This window comes from Bifidobacterium pullorum DSM 20433 (assembly GCF_000771405.1).
GTDB classification, from domain to species: Bacteria; Actinomycetota; Actinomycetes; order Actinomycetales; family Bifidobacteriaceae; genus Bifidobacterium; species Bifidobacterium pullorum.
The window spans coordinates 143,735-168,784 of sequence record NZ_JDUI01000001.1 but is presented as its reverse complement, the minus strand read 5'-3'; the positions used below and the strand labels follow the sequence as shown (position 1 = coordinate 168,784).

22 protein-coding genes and 1 pseudogene are annotated in these 25,050 nt (G+C 61.0%); 17 read left to right on the top strand and 6 right to left on the bottom strand.

The window, feature by feature from the left end; genetic code table 11:
- The first annotated feature begins 1 nt into the window (after position 1).
- From OU11_RS00695 to OU11_RS00680, 4 genes are all read left to right on the top strand, one after another.
- Positions 2 to 820 carry a glutamate ABC transporter substrate-binding protein gene (locus tag OU11_RS00695; protein WP_033513913.1) on the top strand — a complete coding sequence of 273 codons (819 nt, stop codon included), beginning with the start codon at positions 2 to 4 and terminating at the stop codon, positions 818 to 820.
- A 1-nt stretch (position 821) separates the two neighbouring features.
- Complete coding sequence (locus OU11_RS00690; RefSeq protein ID WP_033513912.1) at positions 822 to 1,499, top strand: amino acid ABC transporter permease; 678 nt, start codon at positions 822 to 824, stop codon at positions 1,497 to 1,499.
- A gap of 5 nt (positions 1,500 to 1,504) precedes the next feature.
- A complete protein-coding gene (locus OU11_RS00685) occupies positions 1,505 to 2,659 on the top strand; it encodes an amino acid ABC transporter permease (protein WP_052122509.1) in 1,155 nt (384 codons plus the stop codon).
- Positions 2,660 to 2,843: 184 nt separating this feature from the next.
- A complete protein-coding gene (locus OU11_RS00680; RefSeq protein ID WP_033513911.1) occupies positions 2,844 to 3,869 on the top strand; it encodes a PPK2 family polyphosphate kinase in 1,026 nt (341 codons plus the stop codon).
- Between the two features lie 332 nt (positions 3,870 to 4,201).
- Here OU11_RS00680 and OU11_RS09115 read toward each other — a convergent pair whose 3' ends face one another.
- A complete protein-coding gene (locus OU11_RS09115; RefSeq protein WP_152597009.1) occupies positions 4,202 to 5,113 on the bottom strand; it encodes a helix-turn-helix domain-containing protein in 912 nt (303 codons plus the stop codon).
- A gap of 893 nt (positions 5,114 to 6,006) precedes the next feature.
- Between OU11_RS09115 and OU11_RS00675 the strand changes: the two genes are divergently transcribed.
- From OU11_RS00675 to OU11_RS00655, 5 genes are all read left to right on the top strand, one after another.
- Positions 6,007 to 8,586: a DEAD/DEAH box helicase gene (locus tag OU11_RS00675; protein ID WP_033514035.1), complete on the top strand. Its 2,580-nt coding sequence runs from the start codon at positions 6,007 to 6,009 to the stop codon at positions 8,584 to 8,586.
- Between the two features lie 57 nt (positions 8,587 to 8,643).
- Positions 8,644 to 10,038: a replication-associated recombination protein A gene (locus OU11_RS00670; RefSeq protein WP_033513910.1), complete on the top strand. Its 1,395-nt coding sequence runs from the start codon at positions 8,644 to 8,646 to the stop codon at positions 10,036 to 10,038.
- Between the two features lies 1 nt (position 10,039).
- Entirely contained in the window at positions 10,040 to 10,777 is a 738-nt protein-coding gene (locus OU11_RS00665; RefSeq protein WP_033513909.1) for a gamma-glutamyl-gamma-aminobutyrate hydrolase family protein, read from the top strand.
- A gap of 197 nt (positions 10,778 to 10,974) precedes the next feature.
- Complete coding sequence (locus OU11_RS00660) at positions 10,975 to 11,229, top strand: glutaredoxin domain-containing protein (protein ID WP_033513908.1); 255 nt, start codon at positions 10,975 to 10,977, stop codon at positions 11,227 to 11,229.
- Positions 11,230 to 11,541: 312 nt separating this feature from the next.
- Positions 11,542 to 12,972 (top strand): MFS transporter, encoded by a 1,431-nt coding sequence (locus OU11_RS00655; protein ID WP_033513907.1) that lies wholly within the window; start codon positions 11,542 to 11,544, stop codon positions 12,970 to 12,972.
- A 206-nt stretch (positions 12,973 to 13,178) separates the two neighbouring features.
- On the opposite strand, the gene OU11_RS00650 is transcribed toward OU11_RS00655, so the two are convergent.
- Positions 13,179 to 13,601, bottom strand: a complete 423-nt coding sequence (locus OU11_RS00650; RefSeq protein WP_033509381.1) for a hypothetical protein — start codon at positions 13,599 to 13,601, stop codon at positions 13,179 to 13,181.
- 548 nt (positions 13,602 to 14,149) lie between these two features.
- Here OU11_RS00650 and OU11_RS00645 point away from each other — a divergent pair.
- Positions 14,150 to 14,389, top strand: a complete 240-nt coding sequence (locus tag OU11_RS00645; protein WP_129237763.1) for a hypothetical protein — start codon at positions 14,150 to 14,152, stop codon at positions 14,387 to 14,389.
- Between the two features lie 51 nt (positions 14,390 to 14,440).
- Here the strand turns inward: OU11_RS00645 and OU11_RS00640 are convergent, their stop codons facing one another.
- On the bottom strand, positions 14,441 to 14,980 hold the full coding sequence (locus tag OU11_RS00640) for a putative immunity protein (protein WP_033513905.1): 540 nt from the start codon (positions 14,978 to 14,980) through the stop codon (positions 14,441 to 14,443).
- A gap of 472 nt (positions 14,981 to 15,452) precedes the next feature.
- Between OU11_RS00640 and OU11_RS00635 the strand changes: the two genes are divergently transcribed.
- The 5 genes from OU11_RS00635 to OU11_RS08720 all read left to right on the top strand — a co-directional run bounded on the left by OU11_RS00635 (position 15,453) and on the right by OU11_RS08720 (position 18,849).
- Positions 15,453 to 15,896, top strand: coding sequence for a GNAT family N-acetyltransferase (locus OU11_RS00635; RefSeq protein ID WP_033513904.1), 444 nt, complete (start codon positions 15,453 to 15,455; stop codon positions 15,894 to 15,896).
- 52 nt (positions 15,897 to 15,948) lie between these two features.
- Entirely contained in the window at positions 15,949 to 16,584 is a 636-nt protein-coding gene (locus tag OU11_RS00630; protein ID WP_161782747.1) for a GNAT family N-acetyltransferase, read from the top strand.
- A 218-nt stretch (positions 16,585 to 16,802) separates the two neighbouring features.
- Positions 16,803 to 17,804, top strand: a complete 1,002-nt coding sequence (locus OU11_RS00625; RefSeq protein ID WP_033513902.1) for a permease — start codon at positions 16,803 to 16,805, stop codon at positions 17,802 to 17,804.
- Between the two features lie 56 nt (positions 17,805 to 17,860).
- Positions 17,861 to 18,142: a thioredoxin family protein gene (locus OU11_RS00620; protein WP_052122508.1), complete on the top strand. Its 282-nt coding sequence runs from the start codon at positions 17,861 to 17,863 to the stop codon at positions 18,140 to 18,142.
- Positions 18,139 to 18,849 (top strand): metalloregulator ArsR/SmtB family transcription factor, encoded by a 711-nt coding sequence (locus OU11_RS08720; RefSeq protein ID WP_052122507.1) that lies wholly within the window; start codon positions 18,139 to 18,141, stop codon positions 18,847 to 18,849. The genes OU11_RS00620 and OU11_RS08720 overlap by 4 nt, the downstream gene beginning before the upstream one ends.
- A gap of 59 nt (positions 18,850 to 18,908) precedes the next feature.
- Here the strand turns inward: OU11_RS08720 and OU11_RS00610 are convergent, their stop codons facing one another.
- The 3 genes and pseudogenes from OU11_RS00610 to OU11_RS09450 all read right to left on the bottom strand — a co-directional run.
- On the bottom strand, positions 18,909 to 19,514 hold the full coding sequence (locus tag OU11_RS00610; protein WP_033513901.1) for a DUF1349 domain-containing protein: 606 nt from the start codon (positions 19,512 to 19,514) through the stop codon (positions 18,909 to 18,911).
- A gap of 117 nt (positions 19,515 to 19,631) precedes the next feature.
- Positions 19,632 to 20,114, bottom strand: coding sequence for a transposase (locus tag OU11_RS09520; RefSeq protein WP_262975271.1), 483 nt, complete (start codon positions 20,112 to 20,114; stop codon positions 19,632 to 19,634).
- A pseudogene (locus tag OU11_RS09450) lies at positions 20,033 to 20,845 on the bottom strand (transposase); the annotation flags it as partial. The gene OU11_RS09520 and the pseudogene OU11_RS09450, both read right to left, overlap by 82 nt.
- Before the next feature lie 292 nt (positions 20,846 to 21,137).
- Between OU11_RS09450 and OU11_RS00600 the strand changes: the two are divergent.
- Both OU11_RS00600 and drmD read left to right on the top strand, forming a co-directional pair.
- Positions 21,138 to 22,427 (top strand): DNA cytosine methyltransferase, encoded by a 1,290-nt coding sequence (locus OU11_RS00600; protein ID WP_033513900.1) that lies wholly within the window; start codon positions 21,138 to 21,140, stop codon positions 22,425 to 22,427.
- Complete coding sequence (gene drmD / locus OU11_RS00595; RefSeq protein ID WP_052122506.1) at positions 22,414 to 25,050, top strand: DISARM system SNF2-like helicase DrmD; 2,637 nt, start codon at positions 22,414 to 22,416, stop codon at positions 25,048 to 25,050. The genes OU11_RS00600 and drmD overlap by 14 nt, the downstream gene beginning before the upstream one ends.

Sequence of the window (25,050 nt, the reverse complement as noted above, 5' to 3'; positions counted from 1 at the left end):
TATGAAGAAGCACATCATCACACGTGCGCTCGCCGCCGCGTGCGCCCTGGCCTGCGCGGTCTCGCTCGCCAGCTGCGGCTCGAGCGAGGAGGGCAAGATCCGCATCGGCATCAAGTTCGACCAGCCGGGTCTGGGATTCAAGAAGTCCGGCACCTACGTCGGGTTCGACGTGGACGTGGCCACCTACATCGCCGAGGAGCTCGGCTACACCCGCGACGAGATCATCTGGAAGGAGGCGCCGTCCGCGCAGCGTGAGGCCATGCTGCAGAACGGCGACGTTGACATGATCCTCGCCACCTATTCGATCACCGATTCGCGCAAGGCGGTCGTGGACTTCGCCGGCCCGTACTTCGTGGCCGGACAGGACCTGCTCGTGCGCGACGACGAGACCGAGATCAACGGTCCCGAGGATCTCAACGGCAAGCGCCTGTGCTCGGTGACCGGATCGACCTCCGCCGTGACCGTCAAGGAGAAGTTCGCCGACGAGGTGCAGCTGATGGAGCAGCCCGGCTACGCCGAATGCGCCACGGCGCTGTTCTCCGGCATCGTCGACGCGGTGACCACCGACGACATCATCCTGGCCGGCCTGGCCTCCGCGGCGCGCGGCCAGCTCAAGGTAGTCGGCAAGCCGTTCACGCAGGAGTACTATGGCGTCGGCATCAAGAAGGGCCGGTCCGACTTCGCCGCGCAGATCAACGACGCGATCGAGAAGATGATCGAGGACGGCTCCTGGGACCGTGCCATCGAGGTGAACACCGCGGGCACCGACTATCAGCCGGATTCCGAGTACAATCCGCCGACGCCGACGGAGGGGGAGTGAGATGGATAACTTCCTTGCCCTGTTCAGCGAATACGACGTATTGGGCGCGTTCCTGGTGAACATCGAGCTGACCCTGTGGTCGGCCCTGTTCTCGCTGGTGCTCGGCGTCGTGCTTGTCATGATGCGCATCTCGCCGATCTCATCGCTGCGCGCGGTGGCCGGCGGCTATGTGGAATTGTTCAAGAACATGCCGCTGACGATCATCATGGTGTTCATGGTGCTCGGCGCATACGCGCAGTTGAAGCTCACGTTCTCCGACACGTTCGCCACGAACTTCTTCTGGCTCGCCGTGACCGGCCTGTCGCTGTACACGGCCGCGTTCGTGTGCGAGGCGCTGCGCTCCGGCATCAACACCGTGCCGCTCGGCCAGGCCGAGGCCGCCCGCGCCCTCGGTCTGAACTTCATGCAGTCGGCCGGGCTGATCATCCTGCCGCAGGCGTTCCGCGGATCGGTGGCGCCGCTCGGCAACACGCTGATCGCGCTGCTGAAGAACTCCACGGTGGCCGCGGCGGCGTCCGTCTCCACCGAGACCTCGTCGCTGATGAGCGAGATGATCGAGTTCCACGCCGATGCGATCATCGAGATCTTCCTGATCTTCGCCATCGGATACGTGATCCTGATCATCCCGATCGGCGTGCTGACCACGTACCTGTCCAACAAGCTCGCGGTGAGGAGGTGACCGCCATGGCATCCAAGAAGAACGAAAGCTCGGTGCTGTTCGACCAGCCCGGTCCCAAGGGCCTGCGGACGATCCGCATCGCCAACATCGTTGCGGCCGTGGTGTTTGCCGTGGTGCTGGTGCTCATCCTCATGCGGCTGGCGGCACCGCCGGACGGCGAGAACCAGTTGAGCTGGGAGCTGTGGAAGCCGGCGCTCGAACCCGAGGCTTGGACCGACTTCTACCTGCCCGGCCTGTGGATGACGCTGCAGGCGTCGATTCTGGCCGTCATCGGCGCCGTGGCGTTCGGCCTGGTCTTCGGTATCGGCCGACTGCTGCCGAACCCGGTGCTGCGGGGCATCTCCGCCGTGGTCGTGGAATTCTGCCGCGCGGTGCCCGTGCTGCTGCTGATGATCTTCTTCTGGCGCGGCTTCGCGTTCCTGGGCATCGGCAACTCGTCGTACTGGGCCGTGGTGCTCGCGTTGGTGCTGTACAACGGCTCGGTCGTCGCCGAGCTGGTGCGTTCCGGCGTCGGCAATCTGCCCAGCGGTCAGCGTGAGGCCTCCCTGGCGCTGGGTCTGACCGAAACGCAGTCGCTGATGCAGATCGAGGTGCCGCAGGCCGTGTTCGCCATGCTGCCCGCCGCCGTGACCCAGCTGGTCGTGGTGCTGAAGGACACCGCGCTCGGTTCGATCATCATGTACACCGATCTGTTGCAGGAGTCGCGCCGTCTGGGCTCGATGTACTTCAACATCCTGCAGACGCTGGTCGTGGCCGCGGTGATCTACTTCGTGTTCTGCTGGCTGCTGTCCCGACTGGCCGAATGGCTGCCGGAGCGGATGCGCCAGCGCACGGCCGCGCCGACCGAGGTGGAGGCTGTGGCGCCGATCGCGATCATGGACCCCTCGAACGTCAACCAGATCGCCGTGGCCAAGGAGGTGGACGAGAAGATGTTCACCGCCGGTGCCGGACCCCGCCAGTACCATGTGCACCATCGCGGCTCGAACGCCTCGATCCGTCAGTGGCGTCGCACCCGGTACATGCAGGGGTACGACGAGACGCACCCCGAAAGCCAGGTCGATCCGCAGACCATGGAGTTCCCCGAACTGTTCAAGGCCAAGCCGAAGGATGCCAAGGGATCCGATTCCGGAACGTCCGGCAAATCGGCCAAGGGGGAGTGACACGCATCTGCTTGGTTCCCGTTGACTGATGTCTGTGGGCGGTAACCGCCCTCCGACGTGCCGTCATCGGGTGTGCCTTCAGTTACGCCTGCCGTGTGGAATGGCGCCCGCCATCCCATATGGCAGGCGTTTTTCACACCCCCGTGGATTCCGCGGCTGGCGGGGACACGGATAGACTGGTCCTATGGGCAAGGACAGCAAGGACGCCAAAGATATCAGGAACGGCAAGGAACGCAAGGAGGGACGCGACCGGCGTCTCATCGACAGGGCGTTGGATACGGCGCTCGACAGCGTCAGCAGCATCGACAACAGCGGCACGCTCTCCGAACGCATGGCCCGCGCCGCCAAATCCAGCGACCTGCTGAGCATGGTGTGGTCGCTGCCGCCGGCGCAGCGGCTCATGTTCCACAAAGGTGTGCGCGTGGACGGGATCGACACCACGGACACCCCCGGATTCGAAGGCGACCGCGAGGACGGCGAACGGTTCATCGACATCAGCTCCAGCGAGATCGCACGCTTCCAGAAACTGCTGTATGCCAATGGCGTCAAGGGCGTACGGCGTCGGCTGCTCATCGTGCTGCAGGGCATGGACGCCTCCGGCAAGGGCGGCATCGTGCGCCATGTGTTCCGCCAGGGCGACCCGATGGGCATCCACTACCACGGATTCGGCAAACCCAGCGAGGAGGAGCTGAAGCACGACTTCCTGTGGCGCATCAGGCGCGAGCTGCCGCAGAACGGGTGGATCGCGGTGTTCGATCGCTCGCATTATGAGGATATCGTCATGCCGCATGTCTACGGCACCTATCCCGAGGAGGTGTGGCGTGCCAGGTATGACGAGATCAACCGGTTCGAACGGGATCTGACGACCGATGGATGCACGGTTCTGAAGATCTTCCTGGTGGTGGGCCGCGACGAACAGAAGCGGCATTTCCTGGGGCGTTTGGAGGATCCGACCAAGTTCTGGAAGTTCGACGAGAGCGATCTGGACGCCCGCGAACGCTGGGACGATTACATGGCGGCCTGGCAGGAGGTGTTCGAGAGGACGTCGACGCCCGCCGCCCCCTGGTATCTGGTCCCCGCCGATAACCGCTGGTATTCGCGGGCCGTGGTCTCCGAGCTGCTGCGCACCACGCTGAAGAACATGAACCTGACCTGGCCGCCGCTCGAGGTCGATCCCGACGCCGTGCGCCGCCGTCTCGAAGCTGAATAGTTTATGGTCGCATCGCTGGCGCCGGACCGTCTGTTGTCGTGATTCTCCATAGTTCTTGTGCTCTATAGAGCTGTCGTTATGTGACCGCCGGTATGTGATTGTTTCAGGTATGCGGGTAGCCTAGCCTTTATCGCAGCAGTCACCTTTTACTTGACTATGGTCAAGTAATGGCGTTTGTCGGGCTAGGTTGTGGATGGTTTCTGGAGGTGGCTATGCGGTCCCTTGGCTATGTGATTCCTGTCGTTTGCTGGGTTGCGTTGTGGATGTTTTCTGGTTATGCGCGCAGCCTGAACCGTGCTCGGGTGTCTGCCGGTGCAGGACATGATCGCCTCTCATGGTAGTTGGTTGCGGGGAATCAGTACGTTGAATTGCAGGAATCCTGGAATCAACGTCCACTTGGGAATACGTAGCTGTTGCTTGGGTAGCCAGACGCTCGGTTCTCTGGTGGGTCGTCTTGTGGCGTTGCCGGATAGCCAGTCGGATAGCTCGGGAACCGGTTCAAAAGAGTGTGTGGGAAGAGGTGTCCACATGGTTTTGAGCCGACATGTCGTTTGTGACTGCTCCCATCCGGGACGATCTGTGTGCATCGGATCATCGGTCCACCCCAAATACACGTAAAGACCAGCTAAGAAAGCGCGCCAGCGAGTATCTTCCACCCTGTACAATGCGCGAAGGAAGCCGATTCGTTCGTCCCGTTGCACATACTGTTCTCCCAATAACCATATTGGGGTTTTCAACTGATTCCACAGACTGCCGTCTTCGGTGTCATGCTCGTTGGGCGGATCATGCATGATGGCAAACAGGCGATGCAAAAGATCACGCGGATTGTCATGACTCTTTGACGTAGCTGTTTGCATCACGGACGGATCTGAATCGGACTGCGAAACGAGGCTGCCGTTATCTGCTCCGGATGAATCGGGCAGATTGCAACAATACGGTAACTCCAACAGTGTTTCAGGAACTTCGCCATCGCTCAGCGAGGGGTCGGAGTGCGTTTCACATTGCGGAGTGATTTCTGTCAAGGTTTTCCTTTGCAAGGTCGCTTGCCGCGGATGCGGCACAAGTTTGAGTTGGAATCCGGCCTGTTCCAAAGCATTGGATAATCGGTTATAGGAGATATCCCGTTTTCCCGCTCGAACCTTGGAAATCGTGGCCTGATCCAAACCGGTATTCTGCGCGAGTTCGTAGGCGGTCCATCCCCTCGCCGCCAACATTTCTTCGATAATCTGTGCGCTGTTCCCCATACATTGACTGTAATGGCAACGTCGTCGGATTCGCTTTCAAGCGTGTCGGAGGCACGGGCGTCGATACTCAACGAATTGATCGGGCGTCGATCGTGGGAATGACGGGGCTGTATGCGAAGGCGGGATACTGGTGCGGGTGTGTCTGGCACGGTGCTGGTCTCGGCGTCGAACCAGCCGATCAACGCCACGATGGGTGCGGGTGTGTCTGCACGGTGATGGTCTCGGCGATAATTGTTGCTTGGACAGGACTTACGGCGGCTGGGATGTGTTCGCAATCACTGCTTATTTGACCAACGTAGCGGCTTTCGTGATGGCGATAGTTGCTGGGTGCGTCTGTGCTCACATTTTGCTTGACCGACGTCAAGTGGATAATGTCCTCGCGCTCCGATGGGTGTTCTTGCGTCCGATGGGTGTTCTTGCGTCCGATGGGTGTTCTTGCGTCCGGTGAGTGTTTTTGCGTCCGGTGGGTGTTTTGCGCCGCGGGTATATCTGTACTCGCTTTTGCTTGACCGACGTCCACCGATGACGCTTGCGTTGTCACCGTGTGGGTGTCTGTGCTCACTTTTTGCTTGACCGACGTCAAGTACTTGACCATAGTCCAGTAAAAGGTGAGTAAGAGATACAAACATCCTCTTGGTCAACTTCAAAAACAGGGCCGGTCGATCAAAGACAGTTGCGCACTGAGAAACGCCCACTCTGAGAAGGTGTGTAACGGCCGACTAGAAGGGGAACGTGCGGTGTTTGTCTGGTGGCGGGGTTGTCTGGTGGTGGTTTTGCCTGGCAGTGGTGGGTTTGGTGAGGCGTGATGAGTTTGCCGGTAGAAGCCGATGGATAGACTCGAGGATATGACAGACGGACAGGGATGGATGCAGGGACAGATGCAGGAACAGGGAATGCACGTGCAGTCGACCGGAGACTCGGCGGAACGGGCCTACGGGTCGTTGGGGGCGTTGGCGCCCGACTGGTACGACGGCGACCGCAGCATCGACACCGATGAGATCTATGAACGCTTCTTCGGATGGGTCGAGGACGTCAAGGGCATCCAGCCGTGGCCGCACCAGGAGGAGGCTATCATGGACCTGCTCGCGGGCGACCACGTGATTCTGAACACCCCGACCGGCTCCGGCAAATCCCTGGTGGCGCTCGCCATGCACTTCGCCGCGCTGTGCACCGGGAGACGCTCCTACTACACCGCGCCGATCAAGGCGCTGGTCTCCGAAAAGTTCTTCGACTTGGTCGACGTGTTCGGCCGCGACTACGTGGGCATGATCACCGGCGACACGCACATCAACGCGGACGCGCCGATCATCTGCTGCACGGCCGAAATCCTGGCCAACCAGGCGCTGCGCGAAGGCCGCCACGCCGATGTCGGTTGCGTGGCCATGGACGAATTCCACTACTACGGCGATCCCGAACGCGGCTGGGCCTGGCAGGTGCCGCTGCTGACCCTGCCGCGCACCCAGTTCCTGCTGATGAGCGCCACCCTCGGCAACGTCGACGCCATCGCCGACAAACTCGAGGACATGACCGACACCGACGTCGACATCATCGCCGACGCGCCCCGCCCGGTCCCGCTGTCCTACGAATACACCGACAAACCGCTCGAACACACCGTCGAACTGCTGTTCAACCGGCACGAGACCCCGATCTACGTCGTCCACTTCTCCCAGGATGCGGCGCTGGCCACCGCGCAGGCGCTCGCCTCCACCGGCGTCTCCAGCCGCGAACAGCGCGAGGCCATCGCCGAGGCGATGAAGGGCACGCGCTTCACCACCGCATTCGGCAAGATCCTGCAGCGGCTGCTGAAAACCGGCGTCGGCATCCACCATGCCGGCATGCTGCCGCGCTACCGCCGTCTGGTCGAACAACTCGCCCAACAGGGGCTGCTGCCGGTCATCTGCGGCACGGACACGCTCGGCGTCGGCATCAACGTGCCGATTCATTCGGTGGTGCTCACGGCGCTCACCAAGTTCGACGGTTCCCGGATGCGCCGCCTGCGCGCCCGCGAATTCCACCAGATCGCCGGGCGCGCAGGCCGCATGGGCTTCGATACCGAAGGCCTGGTGGTGGCCGAAGCCCCCGAGTTCGAGATCGAGAACGCGCGCGCCGTCGCCAAGGCCGGCAACGACCCGAAGAAGCTCAAGAAGATTAAGCGAAAGAAGGCGCCCGAAGGGTTCGTGACGTGGAACGAGAACACGTTCGACAAGCTCATCGACGCCGCGCCCGAAACGCTGGTGCCGCATCTGCGGATCACCCACTCGATGGTGCTCAACGAGGTGGCGCAGGGCGGTGACGCGCGCCGTCGCGTGGACCGGCTCATCGACGACTCGCAGCAGACCGCCGAACAGAAGGAGCAGCTGCATGGGCGCGCCGACGAGATCTTCGCCACGCTGTTCGACTCCGGCGTCATCGAGACCGAGGACCGCGACGACGGCGGCAAGGACTACTTCACCACCGTGGACGTGCCCGAGGATTTCGCGCTCGACCAGCCGCTGAGCCCGTTCCTGCTCGCCGCGCTCGAACTGCTCGACCCCGAATCCGAAAGCTACGCGCTCGACGTGATCTCCATGGTGGAGGCCACGCTGGAGGACCCCAAGCAGGTGCTGCGCGCCCAGGAGCGTCAGGCGCGTGACGCGGCCATGGCCGCGATGAAGGACGAGGGGCTGGACTACGACGAACGCATGGAGCGTCTGGCCGAGGTCACCTACCCGAAACCGCTTGAGGACCTGCTCGACGCCGCGTTCCGCCAGTACCGGCACGACGTGCCGTGGGCCAACGACTACTGGCTGAGCCCCAAGTCGGTGGTGCGCGACATGGTGGAGACCGCCTCCGACTTCACCGGATACATCGCGCGCTACAACATCGCCCGCTCCGAGGGCACGCTGCTGCGGTACCTGTCGGACGCGTACCGCGCGTTGTCCCGCACCGTGCCGTTCGAGAAACGCGACGAGCAGCTGCGCGACATCATCGCCTGGCTGCGCGTGGTCGTCCGCTCGATCGACTCCAGTCTGGTCGACGAATGGGAGAACGCGGGCGCCGCGGCCGATGCGGAGACCGCCGCCCTCAATGCGGCCGCCCCGGGTGCCAGGGACGCCGTGGTGGAGGATCGCCGCGGACTGACGGTGCTGGTGCGTAACGCGATGTTCCGCCGCGTGCAGCTCATGGACCTGGACCGCCCCGAGGAGCTCGGCGCGCTCGACAAGGACTGGGGCTACGGCGTGCACGAGTGGGAGGACGCGCTCGACGACTACTACGACGCGCACGAATACGTGAACACCGACGCGCAGGCTCGTTCCGCCGAGCTGTTCATGCTGGACGACTCGCATGAGCGCGACGAGCACACCTGGAAGGTGCGGCAGATCATCGACGACTCCGACGGCGACCGCGATTGGGCCATCGAGGGCGTTGTGGACCTGGACGCCACGCAGGAATCCGGCGAGGTGGTCTTCCATGATTACCGCGTGGGCGACTGACGCGCCGCCGACACGTATTCGAACAACAGTTCGAATGATGCGAGTACACTGATGGCTATGACCGATGACGCCGACCTGTTCGCCGCGACCGACGCGCCCGAGGATGTGACCCGTCCGCTCGCCGTGCGCATGCGCCCCGCCACGCTCGACGAGGTGGTAGGGCAGGACCATGTGCTGGGGCCCGGCTCGCCGCTGCGCCGTCTGGCGAACCCCGCATCCAAGGGCTCGCTGACCGCGCCCAGTTCGATCATCCTGTTCGGCCCTCCCGGCGTGGGCAAGACCACGCTGGCCTACATCGTGGCCAAACAATCCGGCCGCGTCTTCGAGGAATTGTCGGCGGTGACCTCCGGCGTCAAGGATGTGCGCGCCGTGCTCGACCGCGCGCACCGGCGTCTCGTCGCCGAAGGCAAGGAGACGGTGCTGTTTATCGACGAGGTGCACCGCTTCTCCAAATCCCAGCAGGACGCATTGTTGCCCAGCGTGGAGAACCGTGATGTCACGTTCATCGCCGCCACTACCGAAAACCCCAGCTTTTCCGTCATCAAACCGCTGCTCAGCCGATCCGTGGTCGTCAAACTCGAATCCCTTGAACCAGAGGACCTCAAAACCCTCATCGAACGGGCGCTCAATGATCCGCGCGGGCTCAAAGGCGAGGTCAGGGCCACCGACGAGGCCATCGACGAGATCGTGCGCATGGCCGGCGGCGACGCACGCAAGACCCTGACCATCCTGGAGGCCGCCGCCGGGGCGATGACCGGCGACACGGCGCGAAAGAAGGGCGCACGCCGCCCGATCATCACCCCCGAGGTCGTCAGCCAGGTCATGGACGTGGCCACCGTACGGTACGACAAGGGCGGCGACGACCACTACGACGTCATCTCCGCGTTCATCAAATCGATGCGCGGCTCAGACGTCGACGCCGCGTTGCATTACCTGGCCCGTATGATCCGTGCGGGGGAGGACCCCCGGTTCATCGCCCGGCGCATCATGATCGCCGCCGCCGAGGAGGTCGGCATGGCCGCCCCGCAGATCCTGGAGGTCACGGTCGCCGCCGCGCAGGCCGTGGCCATGATCGGCATGCCCGAGGCACGCATCATCCTGGCGGAGGCCACCGTGGCCGTGGCCACCGCGCCCAAGTCGAACGCCAGCTACCTGGCCATCGACCAGGCGCTCGCCGACGTGGATGCCGGTCGCATCGGCGAGGTGCCGTTGCATCTGCGCAACGCGCCGACCAAGCTGATGAAGGACTGGGGCAACCATGAGGGCTACCGGTACGCGCACGACTGGCCGGGTGCCGTGGCGACGCAGCAGTACATGCCGGACGAACTGGTGGGCCGCGAATATTATCATCCGAATGATCGTGGCTATGAGCATGAGGTGAAGCCGCGGCTGGACCGCATCCGCGCCATCCTGCATGCCGAACGGCCGAAGCCCGGAACTGATAAGGAGTGACATGAACAACCGACCCCTGATCGGCGTGGTGCCGCTGATGGACTACAAGCTGGAGAGCCTGTGGATGCTGCCCGGATACATGGACGGCATCACGGAGGCGGGCGGCACGCCCGTCATGCTGCCGTTGACCGAGGATCCGGCCACAATCCGTCAGCTGGTCAGACTGTGCGACGGCATCCTGGTCACAGGCGGGCAGGATGTGGCCCCGGAGATGTATGGCGAGAGCGCGTCGCCCGAGTATCTGGCGATGAATCCGGAACTGAGCCCGGAACTCGACCGCATGGAGGCGCTGCTGATCCCCGAAATCATCGCCACGGACACCCCGATGCTCGGCATCTGCCGCGGCGTCCAGATCCTGAACGCTGTGCTCGGCGGCACGATGTGGCACGACCTGCCCACCGAACTGCCCAGCGACGTGGAGCACCACATGCCGAACCCGCCGTACGACCTGCTCGGGCACGAGGTCGATCTGGTCCCCGGCACACCGCTCGCCGACCTGATGGAGGCTGCGGGGGAGGGGCGTCGCATCGCGGTCAACAGCTACCATCATCAGGCGGTGCGTGAGGTGGCGGACGAACTGGCCGTGATGGCCAAGGCCGACGATGGCGTGATCGAGGCGCTGTATCGCCCCGAATCGCGGTTCTGCTGGGGTGTGCAGTGGCATCCTGAATTCCTGCACAAGGTCGATGCGCGCAGCCGCATGATCTTCAAGGCGTTCGTGGATGCGGCGCGTTCCTGACCCTGCGGGCCGCTCCGCTGATGGCTACGCCGGCAGCGTGACGTGGCTGCAAAGGGGCCGGCGGCGGGTACGATGAACGGGAACGCCGCCGATGGCGGGTTTGACCGCCGGGGCGGAACGATGGACGACATGTGACGAATGGCATGCATCGCCATGATAGGTGTGTCAGGGCATGCGTCATGAGACAAGGAGGAGCTATGGCATCGACAATCGAATTCTACGGTGCGGAATGGTGCGGTGATTGCCGTCGCGCCAAGCAGGTGCTGGACCGCTACCATGTGGTCTACAACCACCATGACATCGAATCCGAGGAGGGTGCGGCCGAGTGGGCCGAGCAGATCAGCGGCCAGAAGCACATCCCGGTGCTGCTGTTCGAGGATGGCACCGTGTTTGTGGAACCCACGAATCCGCAGCTGACCAATAAACTCAAGGAACTGGGCCTTATCGAATAGCATGCGATGCGGGTTGCCTGCTCGCCCGTGTCTTCCGTGAACATGTCCACGGGTATGAACCGTTTTTTGGACGGTGACGTTTTAGTTGTGCGGGTGCTGTGCATCCGTGTAGGCGGAAACGGACGGCTTGCCGGCCACGGCGGCCGTCCATTTCTATATTCCAGCATATGAAACATAGTCCTGCGGTCGATTACACTCATATGTCGGCCCGCCGGGAGCGGGAGACAAGATAAGAGGAGTGAAACCGTGGAGACGTGTGAGACAACAGCAGCGACCACCGCTGGGGGAGCGGCGGCCGACGAACGCATTCCGATGAAGCTGATCGGCGCCATCGTGGCGGTCGGGTCGCTGGCCTTCATCGGCATCCTGACTGAAACGGTGATGACCGTGCTGTTCCCGCAGCTGATGCGGGAATTCAACGTGGACACCGCCACCGTGCAGTGGATCACCACCATCTACCTGCTGGCCGTGGCGGCCACCATGCCGCTGTCGTCGTTCATCAAGCGACGGTTCAGGAACAAGACGATTTTTATGGCCGCAGTGGTGCTGGCTGTGCTGGGCTCGCTGATCATGATCGTGGCGCAGGCGTTCCCGCTGATCCTCGCCGCGCGCGTGATCCAGGGCGTCGGTTCGGGCATGGCCACGCCGCTGATGATGAACATCATCCTGGAACAGTCGCCGCGCTCCAAGGTGGGCCGGCTGATGGGCGTCGGCTCACTGGTGATCACCGTGGCGCCGGCCATCGGCCCGACCGTCGGCGGGGCGGTGACCAGCGTGCTGCCGTGGCGGGCGATTTTCGTCATCGTGATCCCGATCATCCTGCTGATCTCGCTGCCGGTTGGCCTGAAGTGCATCCAGCAGAAGCATCCGACCGAGGCCGCCGTGCTCAACCCGTTGCAGTTCGTGTCGATTGTGCTGGCGCTGTGCGGTCTGATCATGTTCCTCAACCAGGCCGGCGTGGCGGTCGGCGCGGCCGTCAGCGGCGGCGAGGTGATGATGCCCGCGCTGATCGCCGTGGTGAGCCTGGTGGTGGGCGTCGGCTCGCTGCTGTTCTTCGGATGGTCGTCTCGGAAGTCGTTCTCGCCGCTGATCCGATTGGGATTCCTGCGCAACCGCATTGTGCTGCTGCACCTGCTGCCGTATGCGATCCTGCCGATGGTGGGCATCGGCTTCGGCTATGTGATCACCAATCTGGCGCAGCTGTCGCTGGGCACCGACGCGTTCGTGGCCGGCGCGCTGGTGTTGCCGGGTGCGCTGATCGGAGCCTTCTGCGCTCCGATCGGCGGCATGCTCTATGACAAATTCGGTCCGACCCGACCGATTCTGACCGCCTTCGTGGTGGCGACGGTCGCCACGGTGCTGCTGCTCGTGTGTTCGATGCATCTGACTCCGGCGTTGCTGGCGGGGCTGTACTTCATCTTCGGACTGAGCTACGCGCTCGAATTCTCGAATATCATGACCAGCGCGCTGCGCGAGGTGCCTCCGGCGTTCACCCCAGACGGCAACGCCGTGTTCCAGACCTCCATGCAGTTCGGCGGTGCGGCCGGCACCGCGTTGTTCTCCACCATCCTGTCGGTGGCGCAGGCCGGTGCCGGCGAAGAGGGGACGCCCGCGTTCATGCACGCCACCGCGGTCGGCGGTGCCTGGACCTTCGCCGTCATGACCGTCATCTGCGCCCTGTCCGTGGTCTGCCTGGCCATGGCCTTCCGCCTGCGGGCGCGGGTGTCCCGTACCTCCCTCTGACGTCATCGCACCCGTGACGCCGATGCCTCTGCATGACACGGCGGAGCCCGCGAGGTACGGGAGTCCGTGCGGTGACTTTCCCTCCCGAATGGGGCGTCTGTGGTGGATGTAGACAAAGACGAGGTAAGGGCTGGTTTCCGATGCGCCATTGCGTCGGAAACCAGCCCTTACCTATCTCTCTGCTCTCTCAGCCCCTGGCGTTGAGATCAGTACTCGTTGGCGCCTTCGCCCTCCCACTTGACGTTGATGCCGCGCTGATAGTGCAGGAACATGTCGGCACCATAGCGGTCGACCGGACGGTGCGTGAAGAGCATGCGAATCGCGAACGCGGTCTGCACGTCGTACGGCAGATCCAGGAACGCCTGATGCGCGTCCCAGTAGGGCACGGTGCAGATGGCGGCGTCCGGCACATAGGCGTAGCCATAGCCATCCTCGTTCACGTAGCCCATGAACGGCAGATCCCAGGCGTCATGCAGGGTGAGCTGCTGCTTGAAGTCCTCGACCTGAGCCAGGGCCTCGTCGCTGATGCCCAGCTCCTTGGCCACCTTGTTGGCGGCCGCGGTCTTGGCGGCGGCGTCCTGACCGAACATCGAGAGGTTGACGGTGATGACCTTCTTATCGTCTGCCATGGTTCTTGCCTTTCTGTCATCGCGTCGCCGCGATGACTGGTGTTGTGTTCGTTTCGTCGGGTGAAACGAACATTTTATGTTGTGAACTTCACAAGAAGTCTGTGGTGTCCGCCGTATGGCTTACGTGTTTAACAATAGCACCTTCGTGACGGGGAAAATCAAGTGAACATGCGATTGTTTGCGTTATCGGGAGCTTTGGACGCGCGTTTTCCGCGGAATTTCAGGCCGCAAAAAATCGTGTTATTTTTTTGAAAACGAAACACGAGTGATGTTCATTCGTGTCGTGTTTGAATAATGTGTTGTTTGGTCGGGGCATTTGTGAATTGCGTGTGCTGTTTCGTGATGGAACGTGCGAATTTGGTCTAACGGAGCGGACCGGGGCGATGGGGGATACCCGTAATCCTTAAGGATGAGTGACGTGGCGGTACGTCAAGCCGGAATATGAAAGGTCATTCCGACGCATGAATGAGAATCGGCGCGATATGCGGGATGCTGAAGTCATACAACAACGATTCGGACTCATCGACGACCAGGAAAGGAACATGACCATGTTGGATCTCAATCTGTTCTCTCAAATGGGACTGCTGGTGTTGGGCGGTCCGATGCTGCTGATGGGGTTGGCGTCATTCGGCGTGGCCGGCATTGCGTATGGCGTGCGGACGCTCCGTCATCAGCAGGGCTGGTCGGAGGGGCCGGCCCGTCCGATGATGTTCTTGGGCATGCTGCTGACGCTGGTTGGCGGCGTCATCGCCGGCCCGGCGTTGCTGGAATTGACGGCGTTGCTGTAAGCGTCGTGCACCCGCGCGGTTATCTGCGTTAGTGGCGTCGCCAACCTCGGCTCAGCAGTTCCACCGCACCTTGACAGGGTTTGGCTCATCATCAACGGCCGCATGCCGCAATGACGCGATGATCCGATCGAATTCCATATCCGCCAGACGCTCGTACTCCGCCGAGTCGGCGGATAGCCCGGCCTGGTCGTACGCCGCGGCCGCCGCGCCATAGAAGGCGAAGCCAAGGGCATTCGTCGGCGTCTGAATCACACCGCAGGCCGTGCTGATGGCACGGGCGGCGGCCTGCGCCACCGGGTCGGCGTCACCTGTCTCGCGGGCGGCGGCCAGCGCCGCTCTCAATGCGGGCTTGGCGTCCTTCAGCGTGGCGTTGCCGTCGGCACAGGCGATCGCCTGCTTGATGGCCGTGGCGAACCGGTCGTCCACGGACTGTCCTGAGCGGCGGCGGCTTAGTATCGGCAGATACCGTTCCTCGGCGTATGCGGCAGCCCAACGACCCAACGTGGAGGCGCTCTGCGTATCGATCAGCGCCATCAGCGCCTTGGCCCGCGGCCCGGTGGGATCGCCCAGCATCTTGCGCAGCTTGGCCATGTCATGCTCCTTCGCCGAATCATTGACGCCATGGTGGTATTTCCATCGTATCGCGCTGCATGTGTGAGGGCGGCGCTGCGGGGCATTCTCGCATTGGCGGACATTCCTACTCGTATCGTGCCGGATGCTTTCCCCGCCGAGGACATCCTTGCGCTGACGGACATTTCCGTTCGTATCACGTCAGCTGTTTCCTGCCGAATGCATCCTTGTATTATCGGGCATTCCCCACCGGCTGCTGTCGGACACTGAGGTCTTCAGTGGGCGGGTTCACGCTTCAGTGGGCGGGTGGTTGACGACATGCGCCGTCACCTAATCGGCGGAATGTCTTGATTGCTGAGCCTTCGGACTTTGGCCGTCCATGATGACCCGCCCACTGAACGCATAATCCGCCCACTGAGTCGTGTCCTGGCTGAGATTGGCGAACCGTATGATGGATTGTTGATCGAATGTGTCCGTGAGATGGTGAACCGCTATGGAAATCAGAAAGATAACCGGTGATAGGAAGCGTTTCCTTCCATTGCTGCTGCTCGCCGATGAACAGGAGAGCATGGTGGGCCGATATCTTGAGCGTGGCGTCATGTATGTGCTTGACGATAATGGCGTGAAAGCCGAATGCGTGGTAACGGATGAGGGCGATGGCGTTCTGGAGATCAAAAACATCGCCGTCGTTCCGGAATGTCACGGGCTCGGATACGGGAGGGCCTTGCTCGATTTTGTGGCGCGAACGTATAAGGGGCGATATTCCGTACTGCAGGTCGGCACGGGCGACAGCCCTCTGACGATACCGTTCTATGAGAAGTGCGGTTTCGTTCGCTCCCATAGAATCGAGCATTTCTTCACGGATCATTACGATCATCCGATTATCGAATGCGGGGTTCGTCTGGTGGATATGATTGTTCTTCGACGAGAACTGTAATCTTCCGCACGAGGTCGGTCGTCGTGTGATGATTCCAGGGGAGGGAGCCTGCGTGCCGTCGAATGTTGTGCGTTTACGGACGATGAAGCGAGTCGACGCCGATGTGCTGGCCGATCTGTTGCGCCGTGTCTGGTATGCGGAGGGTGATCCCGGAACGCAGACCGTCGCCGCCCGCGCCGACCTTGAATTCTGCATGGCACGTGCCACCGCTGCCGTGGCCGTCGAATGCGACGGCCGGCCGGCGGGCGTATGCCTGGCCCGCATCGACGGCGGGGACACCAGGCCGTTGCCGATCAACCGGCACCACATTACGGCATGCCGGTCCATGCTGCGCCTGCTGCGCAGCGCCGAGGGGCGCCGAAGCGCATCGGAGCTCGTCAAGCTGGGCGTGGAGGGCATGATGCTGTCCGCGGACGCCCGCCGTCAGGGTCGGACGTATCAGGGCGAGGTGATCCTGCTCATCCTCGATCCGTCACTGCAGGGGACCGGCATCGGCGCACGGCTGCTCGGCCACATGGAACGGGAATTCCGCGCCGCCGACGTACGTCGGTATTTCCTCTACACCAATACGGACTGCAACGTGGGCTTCTATGAGCGTCGGGGGCTGAATCGCCGTATCACGCACGTCGCCCACGCCCATGGTCGATCCATGGCGTATTACCTGTACGACGCCTCCATGCGGCAGTGACATGCAATACCCGCGTGGTCGACCGGCACGGACGGACCATCGGACATGTGGATGAAGGGCTGTTCGGCGAGACGTGGTATCGCGGAAAGTCGATGTGACCGGGATCGCCTGATCTCGTGCGATGCATTGGGCGCGCCGGCTCGACATATCGATATATGTCGATATATAATGGCGATGTGTCATATCGACCGATATCGATCTGAGATCTGAGGTGGATCATGCAGGAAATCGGCTCGTTCATCCTTGACCAGCTGCTGAAAATGCAGTGGCTGAGCGACCTCGTCGCCTCGATGCTCGCGTGCTTCGGCATCGACCCCCAATCCTCCTGGGGTGGTACGCTCCACTTCTTCATCTATGACACGATCAAGATCGTCATCCTGCTGGTGACGATGATCTTCGTCATCAGCTACATCCAAAGCTATTTCCCTCCCGAACGCAGCCGGCGGATCCTCAGCCGTTTCCGCGGCATCCAGGGCAATGCGGTCGGGGCGTTGCTGGGCACGGTGACGCCGTTCTGCAGCTGCAGCTCCATTCCGTTGTTCATCGGATTCACCCGCGCCGGACTGCCGCTCGGCGTGACGTTCAGCTTCCTGATTTCCTCACCGATGGTCGACCTCGGCAGCCTGGTGCTGATCACGAGTGCGTTCGGGCCTGACGTGGCCGTGCTTTATACAGTGTTCGGATTGGTGGTCGCAATCGCGGGCGGCGCACTGATTCAACGACTTGGCATGGATGATCAGGTCATGGACTTCGTGCGAGGGGAGTCGGTGGACGCCGAAGAGGACATGAGACGCACACCCCGTGAACGTGCGCTCTACGCCGCCGGCGAGACCGCATCGACCTTCCGCAAGGTCTTCCCTTACATCCTCGTGGGCGTCGGCATCGGCAGCCTCGTGCACAACTGGATCCCCCAGGAGGTCATCGAACCGGTACTCGGCGACGGGAACCCCTTCGCCGTCATACTGGCAACAGTGGCGGGCGCACCCATCTACGCCGATGTCTTCGGCGTCATCCCGATCGCCGAATCGCTGCTGGCGAAAGGCGCCGCGCTCGGCACCGTGCTGTCGTTCATGATGAGCGTGACGGTGCTGTCCGTACCAAGCCTCATCATGCTCGCCCGCGTCGTCAAACCAAAACTGCTTGGCATATTCGTCGGGATCTGCCTGATCGGCATCGTGGCGTGCGGGTATGCGTTCAACGTCCTGCAACCCATCCTGTAACGGAGGGTCACGGGCGTCGGCAGGAACAACCGAACACAACGAAAGGAGCCACCATCATGGGACTGTTCGGCACAACCACAAAGAAGCGGGACATCGGCGGAAACGGAAACGCCCGCGTGCAGGTGATGGGCACCGGCTGCCGGAAATGCCACGCGCTGTACGAGGCCGCGACCGAAGCCCTCGGCGCCGACCAGGTCGACTACGTGACCGATATGGCCCGGATCGCCGAAGCCGGAGTGATGACGACGCCAGCCCTTGTCATGGACGGCACGGTCGTCAGCGCGGGCAAGGTCCTCACGGCCGATGAGATACGCACCCTCATCGGGGAACGGTCGTGAACGCCGGCAAAGTACGCGTCGCATTCATCTGCACGCATAACGCGTGCCGCAGCCAGATCGCGGAGGCCGTCGCGCGTATGCGTGCATCCGACGTCATCGAGCCGTACTCGGCGGGCACCGATCCACTCGCCGCGCCGAACCCGGACGCGCTACGGCTGCTGGCCAAACGCGGAATCGACGTCTCCATGCTGCGGAGCAAAGCGCTTGACGAGATCCCTAGACCCGACATCGTGGTGACGATGGGGTGCGGCGTGAGCTGCCCCGCGCTGCCATGCCAGCATCGCGAGGACTGGGGGCTCGATGACCCGACAGGCAAAGAGGACGCGGCATATGACGCCTGCATCGACGCCATTGCACGCAATGTCGACGACCTTGCGGACAGAATCCGCGCGGCGGACGAGCAGCGCCTCGACCGGCCCGACGTGTCCGCGTTGCGCGCGCTCGCCGACGAGACGCGGCTGACCGTCGTCCGTGCGCTTGCCCATGAAGAAGAACTGTGCGCATGCAAGCTGCTCGACCGACTCCACGTCAGCCAAAGCACGCTCAGCCACCACATGAAGGTGCTGGTCGACGCCGGACTGGTTCATCAGCGACGGGACGGTCGTTGGATGTACTACCGGATCGACGCCGACCGGCTTGTGGCCTTGGGAGAGTCCGTTACCGCTTTGGGTCGGGGCGGACATGCAAGCAACGGCGACAACATATGATCTCCCCGAACATCGGTGATTCCCGGTCCGTGCACGCGATCGCGGTCACGGACCGGGAATCACTCGTCGTCGGGCTGCTGCCCGTCGTGCGCCCGCCACTGACATTCCATCATCCGCATGTCCGTGAACACCGCGGTGAAGGAGGAATCCTCCGGCGAACAGGCGTAGATGCCGAACCGGATGGTGTCGTCGCCCTTGGCCATATGGCAGATACGCATCTGCGAGAAGTTGACGCCGTCCTGCGAACATTCGATGCAGTAGTCGTCCTCGCGACGGCTGAACCGGTACCACATGGACTTGATGGTGGCGGGAATGGCCGTGGTCGCCCAGTCGGAGTAGCCGTTGTTCGTCACCACGCTGCCCAAGTGCTGGAACTCGTCATTCTCGTATTCGATGGAACCCTTCAGCCAGTTCTCGCTATCGAGATACATCACCACGCCGCACTGGTCGAAACGGTGATGGCTTCCGGAGAAATCGGTTTTCACCACAAAGCTGAAATACCGCTCAGCGGTCTCCATCTGCAGGACCGGGGCGTTGTCGTTGCGGAAATGGTAATAGGTGCGCTGCCACAGGTCCGTGTGCGGCGCGGTGGTGATCTCGATGCGATCGTTGCCGATGACGTAGTCCTTCGGCTCGCGTGTCCACGAGAATGCACTGGTATCCATGATGACCTCCGCTCGACGGCAAGCATGTATGTATATCAAGGATATACGTTTCCGCGGTTACGATCTGTGGATAGCGTTATATGGAGTTATTTACGAGGCTTCTGCTGTTTTCGTGGGTTAGAGGATGGGTGTTGGCAGGTGGATGGGTGGTCCTGAGCATCTGAGTTTGATCATGGCGATGAGGTTGTCCGTGTCGCGGGAGCCGTAGGCCATGCGGATGGTGACCTTGATCTTGTTGTTGAACGCTTCGATCCCGGCGTTGGAACAGCCGAGCCTGATGGTTGTGAGGATGTCGTCGCGGCGTCTGCGGATCTTCCCGCATGGTTCGACGATCTCGGGGATGCGGCAGCGTGACGCCCGGCCGATCCATCGTTTGAGTTCCGCTTCGGCCCGTTCGACGGGCTGGCGCAGGAGCGTGCGCAGGAGTTCCCTGAGCTGCCACGAGCGGTAGGGCTGGCCTTGGGATCCGCGTCGGCGAGTGTGGCGAGGTCCGTGGATTGGCGTTCGGTCAGGTCGCCGGGGTTCCTGGGCACGGCGTATTCGACGCCGCGCATCGCCTCGGTCGCCGTTTTGTTCCCGTCGCGCCTGGCCTGGTTCCACAACCGTTTCCCGACCCGGTCGAGCGCGTCGGTCATCCAGGAGACGATGTGGAACGAGTCGAGCACGCGTTCGGCGTTCGGGCGGTGCTCGGCCACGGACGAGTCGATCCATCCGGCCCCGTCGCCGGTCACGATCCGGATCGACGCGCGCCGCTCCGGCGTCAGTTGTCGGAAGAACAGGTCGAGGACCTGTCTGCCGTGCCCGTCGTGCGCCCGGATCACGCGTCCGCGCCCGTGGTCGACGATGACGGTGATGTACGCGTGGCCCTTCCTGCGGCTGGTCTCGTCCACACCGATCGCGTGCAACCCGTCGAACATGCACGGCATCGAGGACTCCAGCCGGCCGGCGACCCGTCTGGCGATGTCGCCGGCGGTCCTCCACGCGATATGCGGGAAACCGCTCACGGTCTTCTGGCCGGCGACCGTCATCAGCCATGCGCACTCGGATTCGAAGTCGCGGGTGAACCGGCTGCCCGGCTCGGCCCACGGCACCCGGGAGACCACCACGCCGTGCGGACGGCATTCCACTCGCGGGACCGGGCCGGAAAGCTCGACGCGGAAGCAACCGAAGTCCTGGTGCCGCCAGCTTCGCCCGCCCCCGCCGTTGTCGTATCTCGGGGCCTTTCGCCCGCAGCGCGAGCAGCGCAACGCTCCCTTCCCGCACCTGACGCGCGCCACCAGGACGGGCGCGTCGCGTAGCGGGGAGTCGTCCAACGACACGTCCTCGACCATCATGTCTTTGACGTTCGGCAATCGCTTGAATATGCTCTTCAACCAAGGCGCTTTCCTCGGTTGTATTCTTGGTCGAAAAACAAACCTACAGGAAGCGCCCCTCACACCTTCGTATTCAACGGCTCAACGACGAGCCACCACCCACGAAAACAACACAAGAGCCAGATAAGATGGGATATAGGACGCATTATGGTTCGTTTTGTAGCGTGGAGCATGATCGGCAGAGCCGATTGAGGCCCGGTCCTGTCCATAGTATGGTATGGGAAAACGATTGTAAGGAAGAGGAAGATGTATGCCGCAAGCGGATGAACAGAGCAGCTATAATTTCATAGACCTCTTCGCTGGAGCGGGAGGCCTGTCAGAGGGGTTCCTGCAGGCAGGCTTTCAGCCGGTTGCACATGTCGAGATGAATAAGTATGCCGCAAAGACACTTGAAACCCGTAGCGCATACTACTATCTGAAGAACACGGGTAACCTCGCCCTTTACAGGGAATACCTCTCCGGGAAGACCAGCCGTGACGAGTTCATGAAGCAGATTCCATCTTCCATCACAAAAACAGTTATCAATGAGACGCTGTCCGATGAAACTCTCCTTGCTGTTTTCGGGACTATCGATGGCATCATGAAAATACGCGGAATCGAAAAGGTAGATGTGATTGTCGGCGGGCCGCCGTGTCAGGCATACTCCCTTGTCGGCAGAGCTCAGAGCAGTCACATGGAAGTTCCGATGAAGGATGATCCGCGAAATTACCTGTATAAGCTCTATGCACGCTTCCTCAAGAAATATCAGCCGCGTATGTTTGTTTTCGAGAACGTGATTGGTATCGAGTCCGCACAGGGGGGAGTCATCTGGAAAAACCTACAAAAGTACCTCAAGCGTGTCGGATACGAAATCGAGTGTCATGAGCAGAACGCACAGACCTTCGGTGTGCTTCAGAACAGACGTAGGATGATTATCGTCGGTTGGCTGAAGAACAGCGGTCTTGCATACCCGGACTTCATCAGGAAGGAAACGGATGCCGTGGTGAATGATCTGTTTACAGATCTTCCAGAGCTCCATCCCGGTGAGAGCGAAAACACGTACTCGAAGAAGAAGCCAAGTAGTTATGTGACAGAAACTGGCATCCGGACGAAAGATGATGTCCTTACTCTCCAGAACTCTCGGCCGAACATCGAGCGTGACGTAAAGATATACGAGAGAGCCATAGAACTGTGGAATGACGGGCACAAGAGGCTAAACTACAACGACTTGCCGGAGGAACTCAAGACACACAAAAACCGATATTCCTTCACTGACCGTTTCAAGGTGGTCGAAGGAGACGAACACTGCTGTCACACGATACTGGCACACCTTTCCAAGGACGGTCACTACTTCATCCATCCTGACATCCGGCAGCACCGCTCTATCACGGTGCGGGAAGCGGCGCGCATACAGTCATTCCCGGACAGCTACTACTTTGAGGGACCGCGCACATCGCAGTTCGTGCAGATCGGTAACGCCGTACCTCCTTTGATGGCAAGAGGTATCGCCGAGGGAATCTTCGCACAGCTTCACTGGGAAGATACAGATGGACAGCAGTGAAAGCAGAAACCTGCTTCTCGGGCAGTACGGCAGGTTCAAACGCATGGAGCTGGGGAAATCACCATTCCATTTCCTCCTTCCGTCCGAATCTCATATCGATCCGAATCCTCACCAGATCAATGCATTCTGCGCTGCCATCGACGCGATGAAGACGGGCGGCATGGTGCTTGCTGACGAGGTCGGACTCGGCAAGACGATCGAGGCGGGGCTCGTCCTGCGCTACATGCTGGAGTCCGGAGCGAAGAAAGTTCTGATTGCGCTCCCTGCGTCTCTCCGCAAGCAGTGGGAGCTGGAGCTCGAGGACAAGTTCGACCTGAAATCCGTGATTCTCGACAGACTCACGGTCGAACATGATGCGGAGGACTGGCATAAGGAGCTCGCTGACAGGCAGAGTGTCCGGATTGTCATCACCTCCTACGATTACTCGTCGAAGCTGATGAAACGATTCCCTGATGTGAAATGGGACTTCCTCATCATCGATGAGGCGCACAACCTGCGCAACCTGAGCGGTACGAAGCGTGCAAAGCGGCTGTACGAGCTTTCCGGCGGGATACCGAAGATTCTCCTGACAGCAACACCTCTGCAGAACTCACTCATGGACCTGTACGGGCTTATCTCCTTCATTGATCCGCGAATCTTCGGTTCGGAGCAGGTGTTCCGGCAGCGTTACATAAAGGATGAGAATTACGACGACCTCAAGCGGGAACTCATGCCGGTGCTGTACAGGACGCTGCGAAAAGATGTGGCGGACTACATGCATTTCGTGAAGAGGATCTGCAAGACCGTCGACTTCGAACTGTCACGGGACGAGATTGATCTTTACGAGCGGGTCAACCTGTTCCTCAAGCGGGATGTCCTGTATTCCATTCCGACATCCAACCGGGCGCTGATCATCCTGGTCATCCGCAAGCTCATGGCTTCATCCAGCTTCGCCCTTATTGATACCTTTGAGGTGCTGAAGAAGCGGCTCGAGAAGCTGTATGAGGGCACGAAGTCTGCTGACGCACAGGAGGGCTTCGACCTGTTCTGGAGCTTCGTCGAGGACGAGATTGACGAATCCGGCTTCGAGGAAACCGAGAACGAGGGCACCGCGACGCAGAAGGCATACATCCAGGCGGAGCTGGACGAGGTCAACGCCATCATCGATGTGGCAAAACGCATCCAGACGAACTCCAAGGTCACTGCGTTGAGGCAGGCGCTTGAGATCTGCTTCTCATACCAGCGGGATCACGGCATTGCGCAGAAAGCCGTTGTGTTCACTGAGTCGAAACGGACACAGAAATACATCGCCGAAGAACTCAGGAAATCCGGGTACAGTGAGGAAGACATCCTCCTGTTTAACGGAGGATTCGACGATGCCATGTCGAAGGAAATATACCAAGCATGGCAGGCGAAGAACTATGGAAACGCGAACTACGGGAGAAGCGTCGAATACAAGCACGCCATCGTCGACTATTTTAAAGAGAATGCGAAGATACTCATATGCACCGACGCCGGCTCGGAAGGCCTGAACCTGCAGTTTTGCAACACAGTCATCAACTACGACCTGCCGTGGAACCCGATGAAGATCGAGCAGCGAATCGGCCGCTGCCATCGCTACGGGCAGCAGAACGACGTGGTCGCCATCAACCTGCTGAACACGCAGAACGAGGCTGACAAGCGTGTCTACGAGATACTCTCGGAGAAGTTCAAGCTTTTCGAGGGTGTATTCGGAGCTTCCGACATTGCAATCGGAGCTCTGGAATCCGGCACGAGCTTCGAGAAGACGGTGTTGGACATCTATCAGCGATGCGACACAGCTGCTGAATTCAAGAAAGAGTTCAACAAGCTGAACAGAAAGCTGGATGCGAAGCGCGACAAGAAGACGCAGAAACTCCGCGACATCTTAGTCACGGAAAGCAGCGGCGCAAAGAAGCAGGCACTCGAAGGCACGAAGAAGGACATCGACCGCTACCTACAGCAGGTCGACTATTGGAGCAAAGTCGCGCAGTCGGAGGTGTTCAGGGATGTCCAGTACTGGAAAGTCGACGGCTGGGGTGAACAGAACATCGGGGCACGAGGATACCTGTTCCTCGGTGCGATGTGCAACAATGCGGACATCCTCTTCCCCGTGCTTCTTATGTGCGACCACGAGGGCAGGTATGTCGACTTCGAAGAGGACGACCTTGTGCCGGAACTGGAGAAAATCGACGACTCCAATGTGCGATACTTCACGCCGACGGATGAGGAAAACGCTCTGTTCCAGAGAACGTACCAAAACCTCGTCTCAGAGATGCTGGACAAGCTCGACAGACAGTCGGAACCGGTACGGGAATACAACCGGCGCAAGATCGAGAACTGGATACGCATCCAGAACGAACAGCTTGTCGTGCAGTACCAAGAGATGAGCGCGGAAATCGAGGAACTCCGTGAACAGGAAAGAGCCTCGAACAATTTCTACGAAAAGATAGACATCAGGAAAAAGGCGGAGCAAAAGGAAAAGAAGCTCGGGGCCTTCCAGGCGTCATTCCACGAACGTGACACCAGGTTCAGAGCCGAGGGCGACCAGGAAATCAAGACGTTCAACGCCAGCCTTGAGATTGACAACCCCATCCTTCTGATCAGCGTCGTACTGAAGTTTTAG